The organism is Xanthomonas sp. CFBP 8151, from assembly GCF_011761885.1.
Taxonomy (GTDB): Bacteria; Pseudomonadota; Gammaproteobacteria; order Xanthomonadales; family Xanthomonadaceae; genus Xanthomonas; species Xanthomonas arboricola_B.
In genome coordinates this window covers 546,846-567,837 of record NZ_JAASQZ010000003.1, presented here as the reverse complement: position 1 = coordinate 567,837, position 20,992 = coordinate 546,846, and the positions used below count along the sequence as shown (strand labels likewise).

At 64.7% G+C, this 20,992-nt stretch carries 13 protein-coding genes, 1 tRNA gene and 2 pseudogenes; 2 read left to right on the top strand and 14 right to left on the bottom strand.

Translation table 11 applies throughout. The annotated features are described in order from the left end of the window. Positions 1–17 precede the first annotated feature (17 nt). The 4 genes from panC to pcnB are packed head-to-tail and all read right to left on the bottom strand — an operon-like array spanning position 18 to position 3,563. Positions 18–860, bottom strand: coding sequence for a pantoate--beta-alanine ligase (panC, locus tag FHT08_RS16705; protein WP_047124974.1), 843 nt, complete (start codon positions 858–860; stop codon positions 18–20). Next, positions 857–1,672, bottom strand: a complete 816-nt coding sequence (gene panB, locus FHT08_RS16700) for a 3-methyl-2-oxobutanoate hydroxymethyltransferase (RefSeq protein ID WP_016904383.1) — start codon at positions 1,670–1,672, stop codon at positions 857–859. Before panB ends, panC begins: the two co-directional genes overlap by 4 nt. A gap of 35 nt (positions 1,673–1,707) precedes the next feature. Then, positions 1,708–2,193, bottom strand: a complete 486-nt coding sequence (folK, locus tag FHT08_RS16695) for a 2-amino-4-hydroxy-6-hydroxymethyldihydropteridine diphosphokinase (protein ID WP_166775845.1) — start codon at positions 2,191–2,193, stop codon at positions 1,708–1,710. A 2-nt stretch (positions 2,194–2,195) separates the two neighbouring features. Next, positions 2,196–3,563, bottom strand: coding sequence for a polynucleotide adenylyltransferase PcnB (pcnB, locus tag FHT08_RS16690; protein ID WP_166775843.1), 1,368 nt, complete (start codon positions 3,561–3,563; stop codon positions 2,196–2,198). A 47-nt stretch (positions 3,564–3,610) separates the two neighbouring features. Here pcnB and FHT08_RS16685 point away from each other — a divergent pair. Next, positions 3,611–3,685, top strand: a tRNA-Glu gene (locus FHT08_RS16685). Positions 3,686–4,044: 359 nt separating this feature from the next. Here the strand turns inward: FHT08_RS16685 and FHT08_RS16680 are convergent. Together FHT08_RS16680 and FHT08_RS16675 are read right to left on the bottom strand one after the other, a co-directional pair. Continuing rightward, positions 4,045–4,140 (bottom strand): annotated as a pseudogene (locus FHT08_RS16680) (GTP cyclohydrolase I FolE2); the annotation flags it as partial. Between the two features lie 36 nt (positions 4,141–4,176). Next, positions 4,177–4,538: pseudogene (locus FHT08_RS16675) on the bottom strand (N-acetylmuramoyl-L-alanine amidase); the annotation flags it as partial. 512 nt (positions 4,539–5,050) lie between these two features. Here FHT08_RS16675 and FHT08_RS20225 point away from each other — a divergent pair. Beyond that, complete coding sequence (locus FHT08_RS20225) at positions 5,051–5,467, top strand: hypothetical protein (protein WP_308686689.1); 417 nt, start codon at positions 5,051–5,053, stop codon at positions 5,465–5,467. On the opposite strand, the gene FHT08_RS16670 is transcribed toward FHT08_RS20225, so the two are convergent. The 8 genes from FHT08_RS16670 to FHT08_RS16635 all read right to left on the bottom strand — a co-directional run bounded on the left by FHT08_RS16670 (position 5,406) and on the right by FHT08_RS16635 (position 20,900). Further along, on the bottom strand, positions 5,406–6,956 hold the full coding sequence (locus tag FHT08_RS16670) for an MASE1 domain-containing protein (RefSeq protein WP_166775841.1): 1,551 nt from the start codon (positions 6,954–6,956) through the stop codon (positions 5,406–5,408). The genes FHT08_RS20225 and FHT08_RS16670 overlap by 62 nt on opposite strands. 383 nt (positions 6,957–7,339) lie before the next feature. Then, positions 7,340–8,767 (bottom strand): sugar porter family MFS transporter, encoded by a 1,428-nt coding sequence (locus FHT08_RS16665; protein WP_166775839.1) that lies wholly within the window; start codon positions 8,765–8,767, stop codon positions 7,340–7,342. An 87-nt stretch (positions 8,768–8,854) separates the two neighbouring features. Further along, positions 8,855–10,192: a xylose isomerase gene (gene xylA / locus FHT08_RS16660; protein WP_166775837.1), complete on the bottom strand. Its 1,338-nt coding sequence runs from the start codon at positions 10,190–10,192 to the stop codon at positions 8,855–8,857. A gap of 47 nt (positions 10,193–10,239) precedes the next feature. Continuing rightward, positions 10,240–11,733: a xylulokinase gene (gene xylB / locus FHT08_RS16655; protein WP_166775835.1), complete on the bottom strand. Its 1,494-nt coding sequence runs from the start codon at positions 11,731–11,733 to the stop codon at positions 10,240–10,242. Beyond that, on the bottom strand, positions 11,730–14,111 hold the full coding sequence (locus tag FHT08_RS16650; protein WP_166775833.1) for a glycoside hydrolase family 95 protein: 2,382 nt from the start codon (positions 14,109–14,111) through the stop codon (positions 11,730–11,732). The genes xylB and FHT08_RS16650 overlap by 4 nt, the downstream gene beginning before the upstream one ends. A 91-nt stretch (positions 14,112–14,202) precedes the next feature. Next, entirely contained in the window at positions 14,203–17,106 is a 2,904-nt protein-coding gene (locus FHT08_RS16645; protein ID WP_166775831.1) for a TIM-barrel domain-containing protein, read from the bottom strand. A 123-nt stretch (positions 17,107–17,229) separates the two neighbouring features. Further along, a complete protein-coding gene (gene galD / locus FHT08_RS16640; protein WP_276568210.1) occupies positions 17,230–18,900 on the bottom strand; it encodes a GH35 family beta-galactosidase GalD in 1,671 nt (556 codons plus the stop codon). Between the two features lie 83 nt (positions 18,901–18,983). Continuing rightward, positions 18,984–20,900, bottom strand: a complete 1,917-nt coding sequence (locus tag FHT08_RS16635) for a sialate O-acetylesterase (RefSeq protein WP_166775827.1) — start codon at positions 20,898–20,900, stop codon at positions 18,984–18,986. Positions 20,901–20,992 lie beyond the last annotated feature (92 nt).

Below are 20,992 nucleotides of genomic sequence, written 5' to 3'. Positions count from 1 at the left end.
AGCAGAGTTCGGACCGTTCAGAATTCCAGGTTGTCGATCAGCCGCGTGCTGCCCAGACGGGCGGCGACCAAGGCCACGCGCGCGCCACCATGGCTGTCGCCCGGCTCGCTCAGGTCGGGCAGCCGCACCACCGCGTAATCGACGCGGAAACCGGCCTGTTCCAGCGCCTGGGTGGCGGTATCTTCGACCTGCGCACGCGGCGTGCCGGCGGCGTAGCCGTCGCGCATCTGCAGCAGCACCTTGCGGATCCGGGTCGAACGCGGGCGCTCGTCGGCGGTCAGATACTGGTTGCGCGAACTCATCGCCAGGCCGTCGGCCTCGCGCACGATGCTGCCGCCCAGGATCTCGATCGGGAATGCCAGGTCGGCCACCATCTGGCGGATCACCGCCAGCTGCTGATAGTCCTTCTTGCCGAAGGCGGCCACGTCCGGCTGCACCTGATTGAACAGCCGCGCCACCACCGTGCACACGCCGTCGAAATGCCCCGGCCGGCACACCCCTTCCAGCACGTCGCTGACGCCCGGCGCATGGATCGGCGTGGCCAGTGCGGTACCGAGCGGATACATGGTGTCCACATCCGGCAGCCATAGCGCATCGCAGCCGGCGTCTTCCAGGCCGCGCAGGTCGGCCTCCGGCGTGCGCGGGTAACGCGCAAAGTCTTCGTTGGGGCCGAACTGGGTCGGATTGACGAACACGCTCGACACCACCCGATCGGCGTACTGGCGCGCCAGCATCACCAGCGAATAGTGGCCGGCATGCAGGTTGCCCATGGTCGGCACCAGCGCCACGCGCAAGCCCTCACGCTTCCAGCCGGTGACCAGCGCGCGCAGGGTGGAAAGATCGGTCAGGGTCTGGATCATGCGGCGTACGCGTGCGCTGCATCGGGGAAACTGCCGTCGCGCACGGCCCGGGCGTAAGCGCGCACCGCGCCCGCCACCGAGCCGCCTTCGGCGAGGAAATCCTTGACGAACTTGGGACGGCGATGGCCGCTGTCCAGGCCCAGCATGTCGTGCATCACCAGCACCTGGCCATCGCAGCCGGGACCGGCGCCAATGCCGATGGTGGGCACGCCGAGCTCGGCGCTGACCTGTGCGGCGATCGGCGTGGGCACGCATTCCAGCACGATCAGGCTGGCGCCGGCATCGACAACGGCCTGCGCATCGCGGCGCAACTGCTCGCCGGCTTCGCCGCGCCCCTGCACCGTGTAACCGCCAAAACGCAGCACCGATTGCGGGGTCAGCCCCAGGTGCGAGCAGACCGGGATCTCGCGCTCGACCAGATAGCGGATCACCTCGAGCTTGTGCCCGGCGCCTTCGAGCTTGACCATCTCCGCGCCGGCCTGCAGCAGTCGGGTGGCAGCGTCCAGTGCGCGCTCCGGCGTGGCATCGGCCTGGAACGACAGATCGGCCACCAGCAACGCCCGCTCCAGCACCCGCGCCACCGCGGCGGTGTGGTAGACCATGTCGGCGGTGGTCACCGGCAAGGTGGAATCGTGCCCCTGCACCACCATGCCCAGCGAATCGCCGACCAGGATCAGGTCGACGCCGTTGGCATCGAAGGTCCGTGCGAATCCGGCGTCGTAGGCGGTCAACATGACCAGTTTTCGACCCTCGCGCTTGGCCTGCGCCAAGGCGGGCACGGTCCAGGGCTTGCTGTCGGTATGGCTGCTCATGAAGTCATTACGTGGGGTGATGAGCCGGCCATTATCTACCCAATCGGCTCCAGCCCGCAGACCTCGATGGCCTGCAGGGCGTGCCGCACTGTTCCATGGCCCGGAATGACCGCCTCCGGGGCGAGTTCGGACAGCGGCAACAGCGCAAAGGCGCGCGCCTGCAGATGCGGGTGTGGGACCTGCAGGCGCGGCAGGTCGATCACCTGATCGGCGTACAGCAGCAGATCCAGGTCCAGCGTGCGCGGGCCCCAGCGCTCGCCGTCCTGACGCTGCCGGCCGAAGGCCTGCTCGATGCCGAGCAGGGCCTCCAGCAGTTGCAGCGGCGCCAACGCGGTACGCAACTGCGCCACCGCATTGATGAAATCGGGCTGGTCTTCGCGGCCCCAGGCCGGCGTGCGGTACAGGCGCGAGGCCGCGATCAAGGCGGTCTGCGGCAGCTCGCCCAGCGCGGCGATGGCCGCGCGCACGCTGGCCTCGGCCGGGCCCAGGTTGGCGCCCAGGCCGACAAAGACAGTCTGCACGCCTACTCGCCTGCCGGTGCGCCGGTGCGCCGACGGCGGCGGCGCCGCTTGCGCGGTGCCCCCTCCTCGCCTTCGTGATCGGCCTGCGCGGTTTCGATCGCATCGACCAGTTCCTGGCCGGAGGACTTCTGTGCCTCGCGCCAGAACTCCACATCGGCTGCGTGATCGGCCGAGGCGAACTGGCGCAGCACCAGGAAATCGAACGCGGCGCGGAAACGCGGATGCGACAAGGTGCGGAACACGCGCTTGCGCTGACGCGAGGAGAAGCGCGTCTGCAGCAGCCAGATTTCCTGCATCGGCAGCGAGAAACGGCGCGGCAACGCCACCCGTTCGAGCTGGTGCAGGGTGACCCGGTCGGCGGCGCGACGCTGCGCATCTTCCGGCTGCACGCCCTGCGCCTGCAGGCCCATCAAGGTGCGGCAGAACGCCGGCCAGAGCAGCAGGGCGAACAGGAACGCCGGCGAGACCGGCTCGTCGTTGGCCACGCGCATATCGGTGTTGCGCAGGCCTTCCAGCACCATGGCGCGCAATGCGCCGCTGCGGTTGGAGCGCAATGCGGCCGCACTCTCCGGGAACAGCGCGCCGAGCAGGCCGTAACGCTCCAGGCCCTCGAAACTGGCCACGCCATGCCCGGACAGGAACAGCTTGAGAATCTCCTCGAACAAACGCGCCGGCGCGGCTTCGGACAACAGCCCGGCCAGACGCGGGATGGGGTCTGCGGTGCCGGCTTCGATATCGAAGTTCAACTTGGCCGCCAGACGCACCGCGCGCAGCATGCGCACCGGGTCTTCCTGGTAGCGCAGCTCCGGGTCGCCGATCAACTTCATCAGGCGCGCCTGCACGTCTTCGAAGCCGCCGCAGTAATCGCGCACCGAGAAATCCTCGATCGCGTAGTACAGCGCGTTGCAGGTGAAGTCGCGACGGATCGCATCGTCTTCGATGGTGCCGTAGACGTTGTCGCGCACCAACCGGCCGTTATCCAGTTCGCGGTCGCCGCTGCCATCGTCGATGTTGGCGCGGAACGTAGCCACCTCGATGATCTCGCGGCCGAACACCACATGCGCCAGGCGAAAGCGGCGGCCGATCAGGCGACAGTTGCGAAACAGCGCTTTGACTTCTTCCGGCGTGGCGCTGGTGGCCACGTCGAAATCCTTGGGATGGCCGCCGACCAGCAAATCGCGCACCGCGCCACCGACCAGGTAGGCACCAAAGCCCGATTCGCGCAGGCGATACAACACGCGCAATGCGTTGGGGCTGATGTCCTTGCGCGAGATGGTGTGCTGATCGCGTGGGATGACGCGCAGCGTGAACGGAGATGTAACTGAGGGTTCGATGATGGCGCTTCCGTCTTGTGTTGCAGGATTGCCCAACGGGTTTTAGCGCACTATACTAGCGCGCTGCACAAGACGCACCAAACGCTCCCTTCGTCTAATGGTTAGGACGTGGCCCTCTCAAGGCTAAAACAGGGGTTCGAGTCCCCTAGGGAGCACCACTGTCGTCTGACCGCAGAACGCCAAGACCCCGCATTGCGGGGTTTTTGCGTTATTGGCATGGGCAGTTGCCGGCGACCGGGTGACGCGCAATGGTCCTGTTCCCGGACTGGACAAACACTTCTCCCATGGCAGCGCCGTCGAGCCGATGCGCCGATTGGCTGGGGCCGGTTACGGCACCGTGCGCTGCGGGTTGGCCTTGCCGTCGATCGCGCACTTCGGCCCTGCAGCTGCGCGTCGTGCAACCTGGCGACGTCGCATGGGCTCGGCTCTTGTCGATCACCCCACTACAACCATCATGGACGGCCCGATCAAGACGTAGACCTGCGCGCCAGCGCGTCCGCATCGGCGCAGCGTGCGTCACCGGCACGGCGATGTCCTGCATGCCGACCCAGCGCGACGGCGCGCTCAGCGTAGACCGTTCGGTAACCGCAACATCGGTAAGCGTGGCAGACATCGAAAGGTCGCTGAGGGACAGGAAGGCAACCGGGCCTCAGGCGCGACCGGGAAACATCTGGAAGTACACGTCGATACCGGCATGCAGCGTTTGCGCCAGTTCGTCCTGATGCGTATCGCCGCATAGCCGCCGTCAATCGTCGCGATTGCTCATCAAGGCAGTTTCGACCAGTAGCGGCGAAATGTCCGGCGACGTCAACACCGCAAACCCTGCCTGCCCGACCTGGTCCCGATGCAGCCGCGTCACCTGCTGCAGCCGCCCGCGCATCAACTCGCCGAACGCACGCTGCCGGCGATGGCGCCGCTCAGCGACAGCTCGGCCAGCACCTGCGACCACACCGGATTGCTTGGCACCCGCAAACGGCGCGCGCTGCCGCCCATCTCGTCGGCGGCGTTCTTGCCGCCGTGGCGGGCGTCGATGGCGACCTCGCAGGTGCGCAGCACTTGTCGCCGCCGCATCAGGCCCATCCCGGAGATCGATGCGGCCGCCGTGTCGCTTGGAGCATGGAAGGTTCGGCATGGTGACCAGGCAAACATGGCCGGACTTACAACATTCAGCGAAACACCATCGCCTGCGTGGAGATCCATAAGGCTTTTTCGGTAAGACCAAGCCCTATGCAATAGGCAGGACTGTCAAATAACTGACATTGCATATTCTCAAGGGCACACTGCAGCCAACACGAATTGAGAGGTACGTTAAAGGCTGAAGCAGCCTAGTCTGCATATCGAACGCGCGCCAGACACAATGGTTCCCAGCGATTTCTGCGCGAACGCCAACACCTATCCGCTTTATGGACGTAACGTAGGCGAGCCTGAATTGCAGGCAAAATCGCCCCGAGCAGGGGAAGGCGAAACCCATGGAAGTTAAAGCAAATACGTTGAAGGTTATGTGTGTCCTGGCCTGCGCTTTGATGACAGGCCAAGTCTGGGCTCAAACTGGCGGATGCTGCGCAGGCGGTGTAGGCGCCCAAGCAACAACGGGATTGGGGGAGCGTAGCCCTGCAGCTGCCAACCTCACCCTAGATCCCGCTTGGTCGATCTACGAGTTCCAACGTGACGGCGTGACATATCTGCAAATCAATGACGCCGCCGGGGGAGTTAGAGCAGTGGTCGCACGCGTTGACAATGCGCTTTGGGTACTGCCAATGGGCAAGGATGCTGATCGCGTCACAATCCCGGCAACTAATACAATTTGGGCGAATTCGTCGGCAACGTCTGCGACTGAGCTAGGACCTAACGCGCAAATGGTATACCAGACCGCACACTTTACCGTGCATGTCGAGCGGAAAGCCAACGTGGAACGCTGGAAGGTCTCTCCGACGCGGTAACAGCAGATGTCTCGGCCACGAGGAAGGTAAGTACCAACGCATGGCGGCGACGGAACAAGCCGCCATGCGACTTAAGCCGAGCCCGAAATTCATGTTCGTCTTCAGGGGATTCACGCCGCACGGAATCCACCAAAGAAGTATCGGCAAAAATCCTCATGACGATCCCCTGCCCCCCTCTACCGCGCCAGACACGCGCATGGATGAAATGCTTGTTGGACGCAGGCAGAAGCTCCAACGCGTTGAGTGTGCAGCGATAAGCCGCAAGCTGCAGTCCAAGCGAGAGTTGCAGGCAGTCCCCCTGCAATAGACAGTCGAGCTTGGTCGAATTCAACCTCTCAAACGCAGCCGAGCGCAACGTTCGAAACAGGCCATGCGTTTCAATCTCCAATGGATATAGAGCCGCAACATATTCATGCAGAAGTTGCGACTCCAGAACGGCCACGCGTGTTATCTCCATTGCTGCTGCATGGTGACCACGCTCCCGAAGATCTGCCACGACCGATTTACGCATCCTGTTCATTTGGACATTGATGTCGGAGTATTCTACAACTCGATCCCGCAGTGTTCGCTCGGCCGCGAGGTAACTAGCTTGAATAGCCTTTTGAGCATCCGCTTTAATTCGCCCGATGGTGTCAAATCGCTTCAACGGCTTGACGAACCGTATGCCAAAGACGAATAAGAAGGTGCTGACGATTACATGAAAAATTTGAACTTCAAAAAGGCTTTGATTGTAATATCCAATTTCATACGTCTTTGGCAAGGTTATTGCCAAAGCGAAGTTTGCAAGCAACGTCCCGAGAGCGGTCCCTGTCCACCCGTGACGACGCGTCAAGGCAATCGCCGGCCCTATCAGCGCAGCCATCAACATCTTTCGAAGTAATGGCTCCTGCGTGTAGCCGAGCACATAGAAAAGCACAAGAATGACGACAACCGAGACTCCAAGATCTCGGGGCAGGTCTATGCGCGCCGGCTCTCGTTTTCGAGGAGACCACAACATGGCCGGAAGCAAGAAAATCAATATCCCCAGATAGCTTCCCAACCAGTAGCGAATAAGGAATTCTAAAACTTTGTCCGTGCTCGGCCCACCAAGGCTGGCATTGAGGACAATGCTCCACAATGAATTAAAAAACCCAATCGCAATCGCCAATGGAATTAAGAAAGGAGTCTGCTGAAGCAGCTTACGGGCATGATGGCGTGCCAACCAAATGACAAAGGCAATCATGGGGGCATGAACAAGCGGACTTATGTATGCCCATGTCAGGTCGTATCCCTGACGCTGCGAAAGCGGAACACGCAGCCAGAGCATAGCAGCCGCATCTCCTGCCAACAGGAATGGCCACTCGCGATAAGGTCTGAATAGCAGGGTTACAACACGCAGGCCGACAGGTAGGTACCATTGGTCGATGGAGCAGTACCAGAGCGACAGGAATGCTAGGCAATAGCAAGCGCTAACCAGCGCGCCCCTAAAGATTTCCTTTACTACCGCCATACCACCGCTCCTTGGTTCCACGATTCGCCCTAGTCTGGAGGGAAACTGCCTGGTGGAGTATAGCGGTGGCGCACAATTTGCAAAAAGAGCCGGTGCGCTCCCAGGCGGTTATCGCCGTTGAAGACGCGTATTGCACTTTGCTGGTGCGTTGGGCCACGCGGGAATCGTGCAGCCTCACACAGCATAGGCCAGAGCAGCGGGCAGTCGCGAGGCGGCGTACGCACCAATCCACCTCTAATATGATGGCCAGCTCGATTGAGGCGATTGCAGCGATGCAGGCATGCGAGGCATCGGCAAGATCCCGGCAAGATCATCAACGACCAAGGCCGCGCATTGCGCGGCCTTGGTCGTCTTCCATGCCGATATCAGCATAATAGAAAAGATCAGCCCTCCATCTGCTCGAGTTCTTTGCCCTTGGTCTCGTAGACGTACTTGAGCACGAAGAACACAGAGATGAAGGCGGCGACGGTGTAGATGCCGTAGGCGCCGGCCAGGCCGATGCTGCCGAGCAGGATCGGGAAGCTGACGGTGATGGCGAAGTTGGAGGTCCACTGCGCGGCACCGGCAATGGCCAGGCCCGAGCCGCGGATCTGGTTGGGGAACATCTCGCCCAGCATCACCCACATCACCGGCCCCCACGAGGCATTGAAGAACACCACGTAGACGTTGGCCGCCACCAGCGCGAGCATGCCCATGGCTTCGGACATGGCGAGCTTGCCGTTGGGGTCCAGCGAGGCAGTGGCGAAGGCATAGGTCACCAGGGCCAGCGAGACCGCCATGCCAGCCGAGCCGATCCACAGCAGCGGCTTGCGGCCGATCTTGTCGACCAGCATCACCGTGACCAGGCAGGCGCCGATGCTGAGGCCGCCGGAGAGCACGTTGATCAGCAGTGCGTCCTGCTCGGAGAAGCCCACCGCCTGCCACAGCACGGCGCCGTAATAGAACACCACGTTGATGCCGACCAGTTGCTGGAACACCGCCAGACCCACGCCGATCCAGACGATCGGGCGGATCTTGCCGGTGGCCTTGTTGATGAGGTCGGAGAACTTGGGCTTGTGCTGGTCGGCCGACATCGAGGCGGAGATCTCGGCCAGCTTGGTCTGCGCGGCGGCGTTGCCGTACAGGCGCTTCAACACCACCAGCGCCTGCTCGCGGCGGCCCTTGACCACCAGGTAGCGCGGGCTTTCCGGGATGACCAGCAACAGCAACAGGAACAGCAGCGAGGGAACCGCCTGCATCCAGAACATCCAGCGCCAGGCGGCCTGCCCGGCCCATAGCGGCTCGGTGGAGGCGCCGGCGGCGTTGGCCAGCAGGTAGTTGCTCAAGAATGCGCAGAACAGCCCGCTGATGATGGCGATCTGCTGCATCGTGGCGAGCCGACCGCGATAGCGCGCGGAGGCGACCTCGGCGATGTAGGCCGGCGAGATGACGCTGGCGGCGCCCACCGCAAAGCCGCCCATCACGCGAGCGAAGATGAAGAAGCCGGAACTGTGCGAGGCACCGGCGCCAATGGCCGAAAGCAGGAACAGCGCCGCAGAAATGATCAGGACCGCGCGGCGGCCCCAGCGGTCGGCCAGCCGGCCGGCAAAGAAGGCGCCGATGGCGCAACCCAGCAGCATCGAGGCGACTTCGAACCCGGTCTCGGCGGCGCTGGAATTGAAGGTCTGCTTCAGGCCGTCGACAGTGCCGTTGATCACGCCGCTATCGAAACCGAACAAAAAACCGCCGATCGTGGCTACGCAACTGATCAGGACGATAAAACGGGTGTTCTCACCGGCATCGGGGGCGCCGTTTACGGAGACACTGGACATGGATTCACCTGGAAGCATGCAAGGGAGCGGCCACCGGGGCGGCCGACATCGGCCGGCGACGCGCAGTGCGCCGCCGGCCACGGGACATCAACGCGTCAGATACTGGTTGATCAGGTTCTCGTAGGCTTCCTGACGGCCGCTGAGCTGCTTGGGTGCGTTACCGGCGGCGTACTTGGCCACATCCACCAGCGTGCTGTTGCCGTTGGCGAAATCCGCGCCTGCACCGCTGTCGAAGCTGGCGTAGCGCTCGGCGCGCCACTGCTCCAGCGGCGAGGAGGTCAGCAGCGCGTCGGCCACTTCCAGCCCGCGTGCGAACGCGTCCATGCCGCCGATATGCGCCAGGAACAGATCCTGCGGGTCGGACGACTCGCGGCGCACCTTGGCATCGAAGTTCAGACCGCCCGGTGCCAGCCCGCCCTGACGCAGCACCACCAGCATCGCGCCGACGGTGTCGTACAGATCGGTCGGGAACTGGTCGGTATCCCAGCCGTTCTGCGGGTTGCCGCGGTTGGCATCGATGCTGCCCAGCAGGCCGGCATCGGATGCCACCTGCAGGTCATGCTCGAAGCTGTGGCCCGACAGCGTGGCGTGGTTGGCTTCGATGTTGAGCTTGAAGTCCTGGTCCAGGCCGTGCTGGCGCAGGAAGCCGATCACCGTGGCGCTGTCGAAGTCGTACTGGTGCTTCATCGGCTCCATTGGTTTTGGCTCGATCAGGAAGTTGCCGGTGAAGCCGATCGCACGGCCGTAATCGCGTGCCAGGGTCAAAAAGCGCGCCATGTTGTCCTGCTCGCGCTTCATCTGGGTGTTGTGCAGGCAGGCGTAGCCTTCGCGGCCGCCCCAGAACACGTAGTTCTCGCCGCCCAGTTCCACCGTGGCATCGATCGCGGCCTTGACCTGCACCGCCGCACGCGCCACCACGTTGAAGTCCGGGTTGGTGGATGCGCCATTCATGTAACGCGGGTGCGAGAACAGGTTGGCGGTGCCCCACAGCAGCTTGACGCCGGTGTCGGCCTGGCGCTGCTTGGCGATGCCGACCATGTGCTTGAGGTTGCTCTGGTACTCGCCGATGTCGTCGGCATCGGGCGACAGATCCACGTCGTGGAAACAGTAATACGGCACGCCGAGCTTGGTGAAGAATTCGAACGCGGCATCGGCCTTGGCTTCGGCGCGGTTCAACGCGGTGTTGCCGATATCCCACGGGTAGGCGCGCGTGCCCGGGCCGAACGGATCGGCGCCGTTGCCGCAGAAGCTGTGCCAGTAGGCCACGGCAAAGCGCAGATGCTCGGCCATGGTCTTGTCGCCGACCTGCTTGTTGGCGTCGTAGACCTTGAACGCCAGCGGGTTGTCCGAGTCGCGGCCTTCGAAGCCGATCTTGCCGATACCGGGGAAATATTCCTTGGCGCCGATGTAGACGGTGTTGCTCATGGGGTGGAATGTCCTTGCTGCTGGGGGAGTTGTAGAAAGCGTGTCGATCAGCCGGCGTAGAGCGGGCTGACCACATGCAGGTGCTTGAGGAAGTTCTGGTAGTGCTGCTGATACTGGGCCACGCGTTGCGGATCCGGGCGCGCCGACAGGTCTTCGTCGATCTGCAGATGCTCCAGCACCACATCCGACAATGCGTCCGCACCGCCGTCATCGCGATCGCAGGCCCACAAGGCCTGCAGCGCGGCACCGAAGGCAGCGCCCTCGGGCTGGGTCGGCACCACGACCTGCAGGTTGAAGATATCGGCCACCATCTGCCGCCACTGCGCGCTCTTGCTGCCGCCGCCGGTGAGCAGGATGGTGTCGAACTGCAGACCCGCCGCGACGAAGGCATCGAAGCCGTTGCGCAGGCTGTAGGTCGCCCCTTCCATCGCGGCGCGATAGAAATGCGCCGGGGTGGTGTTGTGCAGGTCCATCCCGAACAGGCAGCCGCGGGCGGCCGGCAAGTCCGGGGTGCGCTCGCCGTTGAAGAACGGCAGCAGCACCAGGCCATCGGCGCCCGGCGTGGTGCTGGCGATCAAGGCGTCGGTCTGCTCGCGGGTGATCGAGAACATGCGCATCACCGCCTCGGTGGCGACGGTGCAGTTCATGGTGCAGATCAGCGGCAGCCAGCCGCCGCTGGACGAGCAGAACGCGGCCCAGCGTGCATCGTCGTCCACCACCGGGTGATCGGCGTAGGCGAACAAGGTGCCCGAGGTGCCCAGGCTCATGGTCAGGCGCCCCGGCACCACGTTGCCGGTGCCGATGGCGGCCATCATGTTGTCGCCGCCGCCGGTGGTGACACGCACGCCGGCCGGCAGATTCAAGGCATCGGCGGCTGCGTCGGACAAGGCATAGACCGCGCCGGTGTCCACCAGCGGCGGCAGTGCCTCGCGCAGGTCGCGCTGCGCATCCACCGCGCCGAGCATGCGCTCGGACCACTGCCGCGTGCGCACGTCCAGCCAGCCGGTGCCGGAGGCATCGCCGACTTCGGCAAAGCGCTCGCCGGTGAGCCAGAAGTTCACGTAGTCGTGCGGCAGCATCACCGTGGTCATCGCCGCATACGCCTCGGGGCGATGCTTGCGCGTCCACGGCAACTTGGAGGCGGTGTAGCCGGCCATGATCGGGTTGCCGGCGGTGGCCACGCTGCCCGCGGCACCACCCACCGCATTCATGATTTCGTTGCACTCCAGTGCGGTGCTGGTATCGCACCACAGCTTCACCGGTGCGGTGACGCTGCCATCGGCGGCCACCGGCACAAAGCCGTGTTGCTGGCCGGAGACCGAGATGCCACGCACCTGGGCACGCTGCTCGCCGTCGAGCTGCGCGAAGCAATGCACGATGCCATCGATCCACCACTGCGCCTGTTGCTCGCGGGTGCCGTCGTCGCGGCTGATCAGTTCCATGGGCGCGGCGATCGTGGCGACCACGGCACGCTCCTGCGGATCGTAGGCCACCAACTTGACACTCTGCGTGCCCACATCCAGTCCTACGTACAAGCTCATTGCATCACCAATCGGTTGTTGTTGAGGCCCACCTGCCGGGTGCGACCGGCAGCCAGTTCCACATCCAGTGTCTGTCCCGCGTAAGCCAGTTGATAGCGCCCGCCACGCTCGCTGTGCACGCGTACCTGCTGCAGGCGACCGCCATCCCATTGCAGGTCCACGCTGGCGCCGCCGCGCACGCGCAAGCCACGCACACTGCCGCGCGGCCATGCCTTGGGCAAGGCGGGCAGCAGGAATACGCTGCCGCCCCAGCTTTGCAGCAGCATTTCGGTGATGCCGGCGGTGCCGCCGAAGTTGCCATCGATCTGGAACGGCGGATGCGCGTCGAACAGATTCGGGTAGGTGCGCTCGGGCGAGATCAGCAGTTGCAAGATGCGGTAGGCATGCTCGCCATCGGCCAGCCGCGCCCACAGGTTCAGGCGCCAGCCGATGCCCCAGCCGGTGGTGTTGTCGCCCCGCGTTTCCAGCGTGCGTTTGGCCGCGGCGGCAAGCTCGGGCGTATCACGCAGATTGATCTGGCTCGAAGGATGCAAGGCGTACAGATGCGAGACGTGGCGGTGATGGATCTCCGGCGCCTGCATGTCCCAATCCTGCTGCCACTCCTGCAATTGCCCCGCCTTGCCGATGCGGTTGGGCGGCAATTGCTCGCGCAGCGCGCTCAAGTGTTGCGCGAAGGCGTCGTCGACCTTGAGCAGCTTGCTCATGGCGATGCATTGGGCGAACAGATCGCGCAGCAGCTGCGCATCCATGGTGGGGCCGGCACACAGCGCGGCGTTAAACGGATGCTGGTTTTCCGGCGACATCGACGGGTTTGTCACCATCGCGCCGGTCTGCGGGTCGCGCACCAGGGTGGCGACGAAGAACTCCGCCGCGCCCTTGAACAAGGGGTAGATCCTGCCCAGATAGGCACGGTCGCGGCCGTAATCCCAGCGGTCCCACAGCTGCTGCAGCAGCCAGACGCCACCCATCGGCCACAGGCTCCACTTGGCGCCATCGATCGGCCCGGCCTGGCGCCACAGATCGGTGTTGTTGTGCACCACCCAACCCGGTGCGTCGTACATCGCGCGTGCGGTGCGCGCGCCGGTCTTGGCCAGGTCGAACACCATGGATTCCAGCGGTTCGACGCACTCGTGCAGCGCGTTGGCCTCGCTGGGCCAGTAGTTCATCTCGGTGTTGATGTTGATGGTGTACTTGCTTTCCCACGGCGGCTGCATCAGGTCGTTCCAGATGCCCTGCAGATTGGCCGGCTGGGTGCCGGGCCGCGAGCTGCAGATCAGCAGGTAGCGGCCGAACTGGTGATACAGCGCAGCCAGCGCCGGGTCGTTGCCCTGCGCAAAACGCTGCACGCGCTCGTCGGTGGGCAGCGCTGCCGCCTCGCTGCTGCCCAGGTCGATCGCCACGCGCCGGAACAGCCGCTGGTGATCGGCCAGATGCGCACGCAGCAATGCGGCATAGTCCAGCTTGCCGGCCGTGTGCATGCCTGCTGCGGTCAATGCGAGCGGATCGCCGTTGACTGCATCAAAGCGTTGGTAGCTGGTGGCAGCGGTGAGCAGCAGCACCACTTCATCGGCGGCTTCGATGCGCAGGCGGTCACGCAGACCGCTGAGCGTGCCGCCCTTGACCTGCGGCAGCACGCGCAAGGCAAAACGCAACTTGCCGTCGATGCCGGCAAAGCTGCCGTTGCGGCCGCTGAACAGCAGCCCGCCCTGCTCCACCGTGACTTCGCCGGTCTGCGGGCTGTCGATGCCCACGCGCAGGGAAATCGCGCGTGGCCGATCGCAGGACAGGCGCACCACGATGCATTGCGACTGCGCCGACACGAACACCTCGCGCCGATGCAGCGCACCGCCGGAGCGGAACGTGGTGGTGGCCACGCCGGTATCCAGATCGAGCTGGCGGCGATACGCGCTGATGCCGTCGGCACGGTCGAAATCCAGCAGCAGATCGCCCAGCGGTTGATACGGCATCTGCTTGAGCGGACGCGAGAGCAGCTTGGCGTCGGCCAGGGTTTCGGCCTCGGCGTAGCGCCCGGCAAACACGAGCGCACGCACCTGTGGCAAGGCCGCCAGCGCTTCGGGGCTGGTGGCGTCGTACGGTCCGCCTGCGTACAGCGTGTCCTCGTTGAGTTGCAGGCGTTCGTGGGCAATGCCGCCCCACACCATCGCGCCCAGCCGGCCATTGCCGACCGGCAACGCCTGCACCCATTCGTTGGCCGGTTCGCGGTACCACAGCTGCAAGGCATCGGCCGCAGCGACGGCAGGCAGCGATCGCTCGCCGGCAGCCTTGGCCGGCGCAGCAATGGCGGACGCAGCCGGCGCAGCGCCCAGCGCCGCGAGTGCGGCACCGGTTGCCTTGCAGACTTCCCTGCGGGTCAGCACGTGCACCGCCGTGCTGCATGACCGGACCTGCACGCCCGAGCCTTGCGGCGATCCGGCATCTGCGCACTCACTGACTGACAACCAGTTGCGATCATCGACGACGCGCTTTGCCGGACGCAATCTTGCGCTGCAACACGCTGACCGGATGGCCGTCGTACTGGATGCTGGCATCGGTCTTGGGTTCCAGCGCACCGGCGTCCTCACGCGGGCCGTCGACGAAGCGCACGTTGACGGTGCGCTTGGCCTGCATGCCGGTCCAGCTGCCTTCGCGCTTGCCGATGCTCAGCTCGCCCTTGGCCTGGTTCCAGCTCATCGGAATGCGGCTGAACTCGCCCTTCTCGTAGCCGTAGCCCTTGCCGTCGTCCTCATACAGCGAGAACTGGCCGTCGGCGCCGGTGTAGACCACCACGGTGAGCGGCGCATCCGGCGTTTGATCCACGTATTCCTGCACCGGGCCGGTCGGCACGATGGAACCGGCACGGACGAACAACGGCATGCGCTCGATCGGGGCGGCCGCTTCGATGCTCTGGCCACCTTCGTAACGCCTGCCGGTGGCGAAATCCAGCCAGCTGCTGCCGGCCGGCAGATAGACCTGACGCGAGGTGGCGCCGAAGCGGGTCACCGGTGCGACCAGGAACGCCTGTCCGAACAGGTACTGGTCGTTGATGTCGCGAACCTTGGGGTCGTTCGGGAAGTCCATCATCATGCCGCGCATGATCACGCCATCGCGCTGATAGGTATCGCCGGCCAGGCTGTAGATGTACGGCAGCAGCGCATAACGCAGGCGGTTGTAGTACGCCATGCTGTCGTAGAAGGGCGTGCCTTCCGGGGCGATGTTCCAGATTTCGCGGTACGGGAACTGGCCGTGCGAGCGGAAGATCGGCACGAACGCGCCGAATTGGAACCAGCGCGTATTGAGTTCGCGCCATTCCGGCAGGTGTGCCGGGTCCTGGTTTTCGTAGCGCTTCTCCACCGCAAAGCCGCCGATGTCGAAGGTCCAGTTGGGCAGGCCCGACAGCGCCATGTTGACGCCACCGGAGATCTGGTCGCGCATGTCGTCCCAGCGCGAGACGATATCGCCGCTCCATACCGCCACCGCGTTGCGCTGGGTGCCGGCATAGCCCTTGCGCGAGAGGATGAACACGCGCTTGTCGTCGGCCGCACGGTCGCCCACGTACACGCCATGGGTGTGCGGCAGCGGGTAGGAGTTGAAGTATTCGGTGGACGAGCCCAGCGCGTTGGGCGTGGTGCGCGCCTTGCGCTCGCCGATGTCCAGGTTGGAATGCACGTCCGGCTCGTCGGCGTCCATCCACCAGGCATCGAAGCCCTTGCTGTTGAGCTCTTCGTTGACCTGGCGCCAGTAGATCGCCTGCGCCTTGTCCGAATACGGATCGTAGAACGAGTTCTTGTAGCCCTTGCCGATCCAGTCCAGCTCACCCACTTCCACGTTGCGCTTGTACATGAAACCGGCCGCGTCCAGCTCCTTGTAGTTGGCGGTGGTGGGATAGAACTTGGGCCAGATCGAAATCATGATCTGCGCATGCATGTCGTGCACGGCCTTGACCATGCCGTCCGGATCGGGGAAGTGCTGCGGGTCGAAATCGTGCGAGCCCCAGGCATTCTCGGGCCAGTACGACCAGTCGAGCACGATGTTGTCCAGCGACAGCTTGCGCTTGCGGTATTCGGCCACCGCGCCGACCAACTCGTCCTGACTCTTGTAACGCTCGCGGCTCTGCCAGAAGCCGTAGGCCCACTTGGGCAGCATCACCGACTTGCCGGTGAGTTCGCGGTAGCCGGCCACGGCCTGATCGTAGGAATCGGCGGAGACGAAGTAGTAGTCGATCATCTGGCCGGCTTCGGACCACAGCGACAGGTCCTTCGCTTCGGCGGCCGGCAGCGGGTCGCGGTGCAGCAGCGCGATGTAGCTGGGGTCGATCAGGTCCCACTCGACCTTGACGGTGTGGCGCGTGCCCGGCTCCAGATCCAGCTTGAACTCGTGATTCCACGGGTTCCAGTTCTGGCGCCAGCGATCGACGACCAGCTTGCCGTCCACGTACAGCTTGGCGTATTCGCTCGAATACAGCGAGAAGGTGTGCTCGCCCCCGGTGAGCGCTTCGATCTCGCCCTCCCAGGTGACCTGCATGCGGCTGTCCTTGTCCTTGGTGATCGCCTTCTTCGGATACTTGGTCAGGTCGCTGAGGTACTGGTAGTTCACCTCGCTCTCGCGACGTTCGACGATCTGCTTGCCGTTGATCGCGTAACGCGCGGTCAGCGCACCGGCCTTGCCCTTGGCGTCGTACAACTTCAACGTCTTGGGCAGCGGCTGCAGGCCGCGCGGGTCGCCCAGGCGGCTGATCGAGTTGTTGTCCCACAGCAGGCCGTAGTTGCGGCTGGACACCAGGTACGGCACCGCCATGTCGATGTTGTTCTGCTGCAGCTCGACATTGCGGCCCTTCTGATTCATCCAGCCTTGCTGATGCTGGCCGAAGCCGTACAGGGCTTCGTCATCGGGCGACTGGAAGCGCTGACGCACGCTCAGGTACTGCTTGCCCTCCACTTTCAGCGGCGCAAAGCTGCGCCCGTCGGCAACCTCCGACAACACCGGCTTGCCACTGGCATCGGCGAAGCTGACATGGCCATCGACAGTGGATACGGTGGCGGTGACCTTGCCGGTCTTCAGCTGCACGCTGTCGCCCTGCTCGGCGAGCTGGAAGTTGCCATCGCCCTGCACCGGCACGCGCATCAGGCTGGGGCTGCGCGCGAAGTCGCCGTCCGGGTCGGCACTGACGCGGATGATGCCGGCATCGACCACCTGCAGACGCACCGGTGCGGCGCCCTTGGCGCTCGGCACCACGGTGACGCCATCGGCGGCCTTGCGCACGTCCTGCGCGTGCGCGGCATTGGCCAGCAAGGCCAGCGACAACGCCAGGCACTGCGCAAGCGGTGTACGTCGGATGGCAGGCGCATGGCCGGCGGAACGGTTGATGGTTTGCATGTTCACTCCCTTGGAATTACGAAACGGTGCCGCGGGGGCGGCAACGCATGGGTTCATTGCGTTCGACCTGGAAGACAGCCTGCTGCGCAACGATCGGGCTGCGCAGCAGGCGGCCGAGCAGGCTTACTTGTAGGTGGCCAGTTTGATCCTGAGCAGCTGCGGTGCGCTGGAAAAATTGACGCCGTAATCGGTCTGGTCGCCGTTCCAGTTGCGCTCGAACTTCCAGTCGCTGCCGTCGTAGACGCCTTCCTCGACGCGGTCGTAGAGCATGTTGGCAGTCGCCTCGCTGGCCGGGTGCAGGGTCACGCGCACGTGGTAGCCGGTGACCAGGAACTCGTCAGGGCCGAGCTCGGCGATCAAGGCCGCGCCGATCGGCTCGGGGTTGCCCGGCGGCTCGCCCTTGAACCAGAACTGCGGCACGCCGTAGGTGATGGTGGCGCCCCAACGCTCATTGAGCTGCAGTTCCTGCACCGCCTGGCCGGGTTCTTCGGCAGTGCCGTGCAGCTTGCCTTCGGACGCGGCCTTGGCGAACGGACGCATGCCGCGCTTGACCAGCTCGAAACCCAGCGCAAACGGGGCCAGGGTTTCTGCGTTGACGTGCTTGGCGCCCAGCGGATAGTTGGAGTAACGCGTGTAGTCCATGCCGAACGCAGACCAGCCGATGCCGTCGTGGCCCAGCGCGGGGAACAGATAGCGCGCGTACTCCGGGCGGTTGCCGGTTTCGGCGACGAACAGCGCATTGTCCGGGCGGGCGTAACGCTCCAGCACCGTGGTGTAGGTGCGGTACTCGGGCATGTAGATGTCCGGCGCCAGCAGGTCGATATGCGGGCCGGCGGCCTTCCACACATCCAGCACGTTGTCGGTGGGGCCGCCGCTGGCGTACTGGCCGGGCTGGCCGGGATTGAACGGGCCACGTAGTGCGGCGTTGACGTACATCGGCAGCGGGTATTCGGCCTTGCCGGCTTCGGCCACCTGGTCGATGTAGCGACCGATCGACCAGGCATGGAAGATCTCGTCCGCATCGGCACCGAACACCTGTGCCCAGCTGCCCGGCTGCTTGTTCAAGCGCTTGAGCAGTGCGTCCGGCACCGGGCCGTCGAACAGCTTCTGCGCCATCGGCGAGAAGTCGCGCACGCTGCCGTAGGTGCCCGGCTCGTTTTCGGGCTGGATCATGATCACGGTGTGCTGCGGATCGACCTGCTTGAGGTGCTGCATGAAGGCGACGAAGGCCTTGCGGTCGGCATCCAGGGTGGCCTGCGCATGCGGCGACAGCGACCCGATCGCCTTGCCCTCGCGCGTCACCACGCGCGGAAAGCGCTGGTTGTCGGTCTTGACCCAATGCGGCGCGTACGCCGGGCCGTTGTTCTTCCAGGTTGCAAACCACAGCAGCACCAGCCGCACCTTGTGCTCGCGTGCCTGCGTGAGCAGCGTATCGACGAAGGAGAAATCGAACTTGCCTTCTTCCGGCTCGACCTGCTCCCAGGCAATCGGCACCTGCACAGTGTTTGGGCCCAGCACCTGCATCGCCGGCCACACCTTGTTCATCACGCCAGGATAGTTGCTGGAGTTGTTGACCTGCGCGCCCAGGATCAGGAACGGCGCACCATCGACCATCAATGCGTGCTTGCCGTCCTTGCTGACGAACTGCGGCATCGGCGTCTGCGCAGCCGGCGCCGCTGCCGTGGCAGGCGCGGTCGCTGCGCTACCGGCAGTCGGTGCGACTGCGGCCGGTTTGGCTTTGTCGTCCTGCTCGCCGGATTGGCACGACGCCAGGGCCAGCGTCAGCGCGGACAGCAGCAGCGGACGCAGGTAACGGCGTGCAGGGGAAGAAGCGATCACACGTGCAACGGGGGAATGCATGGACATAGGACTCCGTGTCACCAGATATCGGTGCGGAAGGGGGAAACGGGAAGCTGTTCGCGATTGACCAGGTTGGCGTCATCCGGGTTTTCGCTCCAGCCGTAGCGCACCGCGACCGGTGCAGCCACCGCGTCGCTGCGCACGATCACGCGGTCGCCCTCGATGCGTGCGGTTGCCGGATGAAAGTGCTGGTCGGCACCGGCGATGCGGAAGCCTTGCACTTCGCCACCATGACGCACCTGCAACGCACTGCCCTGCAGATCGAAGCTCAACACCGCCTGGCCCTGGGCAAAGCGCGCCTGCTTGAACGCTGGCGCGCTGTACACCAGCGTTTCGCCGTACGCAACATGACGTGCAGCAAGCGCAAGGCGATGGCCGACATCGTGCTTGTTGGTGGGATGGATATCGGTGGGGTTGCCGATATCGATGATCACCGCCTGCCCGGTCGCCGGCAGCGCCAGCGTCTTGGACTGCGACTCGCGCAACAGTGCCCACGGGCTCAGCTCGCCCTTGTCGCCACCGGCCTTGAAGTTGGCCAGCTGCACCCACAGGAACGGCAGCGTTTTCGCGCCGCGTTCTGCGCGCCATTGCCGGATCATCGCGGCGAACTGCTCGCGATACTTCACCGCGCCGGTCTCGGTGGCATCGGTTTCGCCCTGATACCAGATCACGCCCTTGACCGGGAACGGCTGCAACGGGTGAATCATCTGGTTGTACAGCAGCGTGGGCAGCTGATTCTTGTTGTCGACCAGCGATACACGCACGGCGGCGGGGCGGAACTTCCAGCCGCCCAACGCGCGTTTGGCACCGGCGCTGGTCTGCACGAAGCGCTGCTCGTCCGGGCCATGCATGCCGCCACCGCCGCTGAGATCTTCCACCCGCACGGCGATGTGGTTGACCCCTGTATGCAAGGCCGAAGCCGGCACGGTGTAAACGCGCGGCAGGTTCCATTGCTTTTCGGTCGTGCCCACCTGCTGGCCATTGACGTAGGTGATGTCCGAATCGTCGATCTGCCCCACGCCCAGCGTGATACCGGCCTTGGCGTCGGCAGCGCTCAAGGTGACGGTAGTGCGATACCAGGCGATTCCGTCCATGCCGTCATAGCCGCTGGACTCCCATTGCTGGGTGGTCGGGATGCTGTCCCAGTCGCTGTCGTCGAACGTCGCTTCGCGCCACTGCGGCATCTCGCCATCCACCTTGGGCCAGCGCGCGATGCGCTTGCCGGTGGCGGCCCGCGCGGCGGCATCGCGCTGCTTGATCGCCTCGATCGCGCCTTGGTTCTGCCCGGCATCCAGGCCCAACGAGGAGGCATCCATCCACGCCTCGATCGCGCTGCCGCCCCAGGTGCTGTTGACGATGCCGATCGGCACGCCGGCACTGGTGCGCAGCTCCTTGGCGAAGAAATAGCCGACCGCAGTGAACTCGCCGGCGTTGTCCGGCGTGGCGGCCTTCCAGTCGCCGCCGGTCAGGCGCGCTTCCGGCTGCAACGACCACGACTTGGGCACCTTGAAGTGCCGCAACTGCGGGTCGTTGGCGGCGGCCACCGCCTGCGGGCCATCGCTGGCCTGCGCCAGCGGCCACTCCATGTTCGATTGACCGCTGGCCAGCCACACATCGCCGACCAGCACATCGCGCACCTGCAACTGGCCGCCGTCGCCCTGCACGCTCAGCACATAGGGGCCACCGGCGGTGTGCGCGGGCAGGCTGACCTTCCACTGGCCCCTGGCATCGGCCTTGGCGGTGGCATGCTTGCCGTCAAAGCTGACCGTGATGGCGGCATTGGGCGCGGCCCAGCCCCACACCGGCATCGCCTGGTCGCGCTGCAGCACCGCGCCATCGCTGAACAACATCGGCAAACTCGGTTGCGCCAGTGCGGCGGGGCTGGCCAGGACAAGGCCCAACAGGCAGCCACGGCGGATAAGGGAAGCGGTCATGCAGTGATCTCCAGAAGCGGCGCGGCCACTCGCGCGGCGATGCGACGGCGCCTGCCGCCATGCTCGGTAAGACAGCGCGCTGACGCGCACAG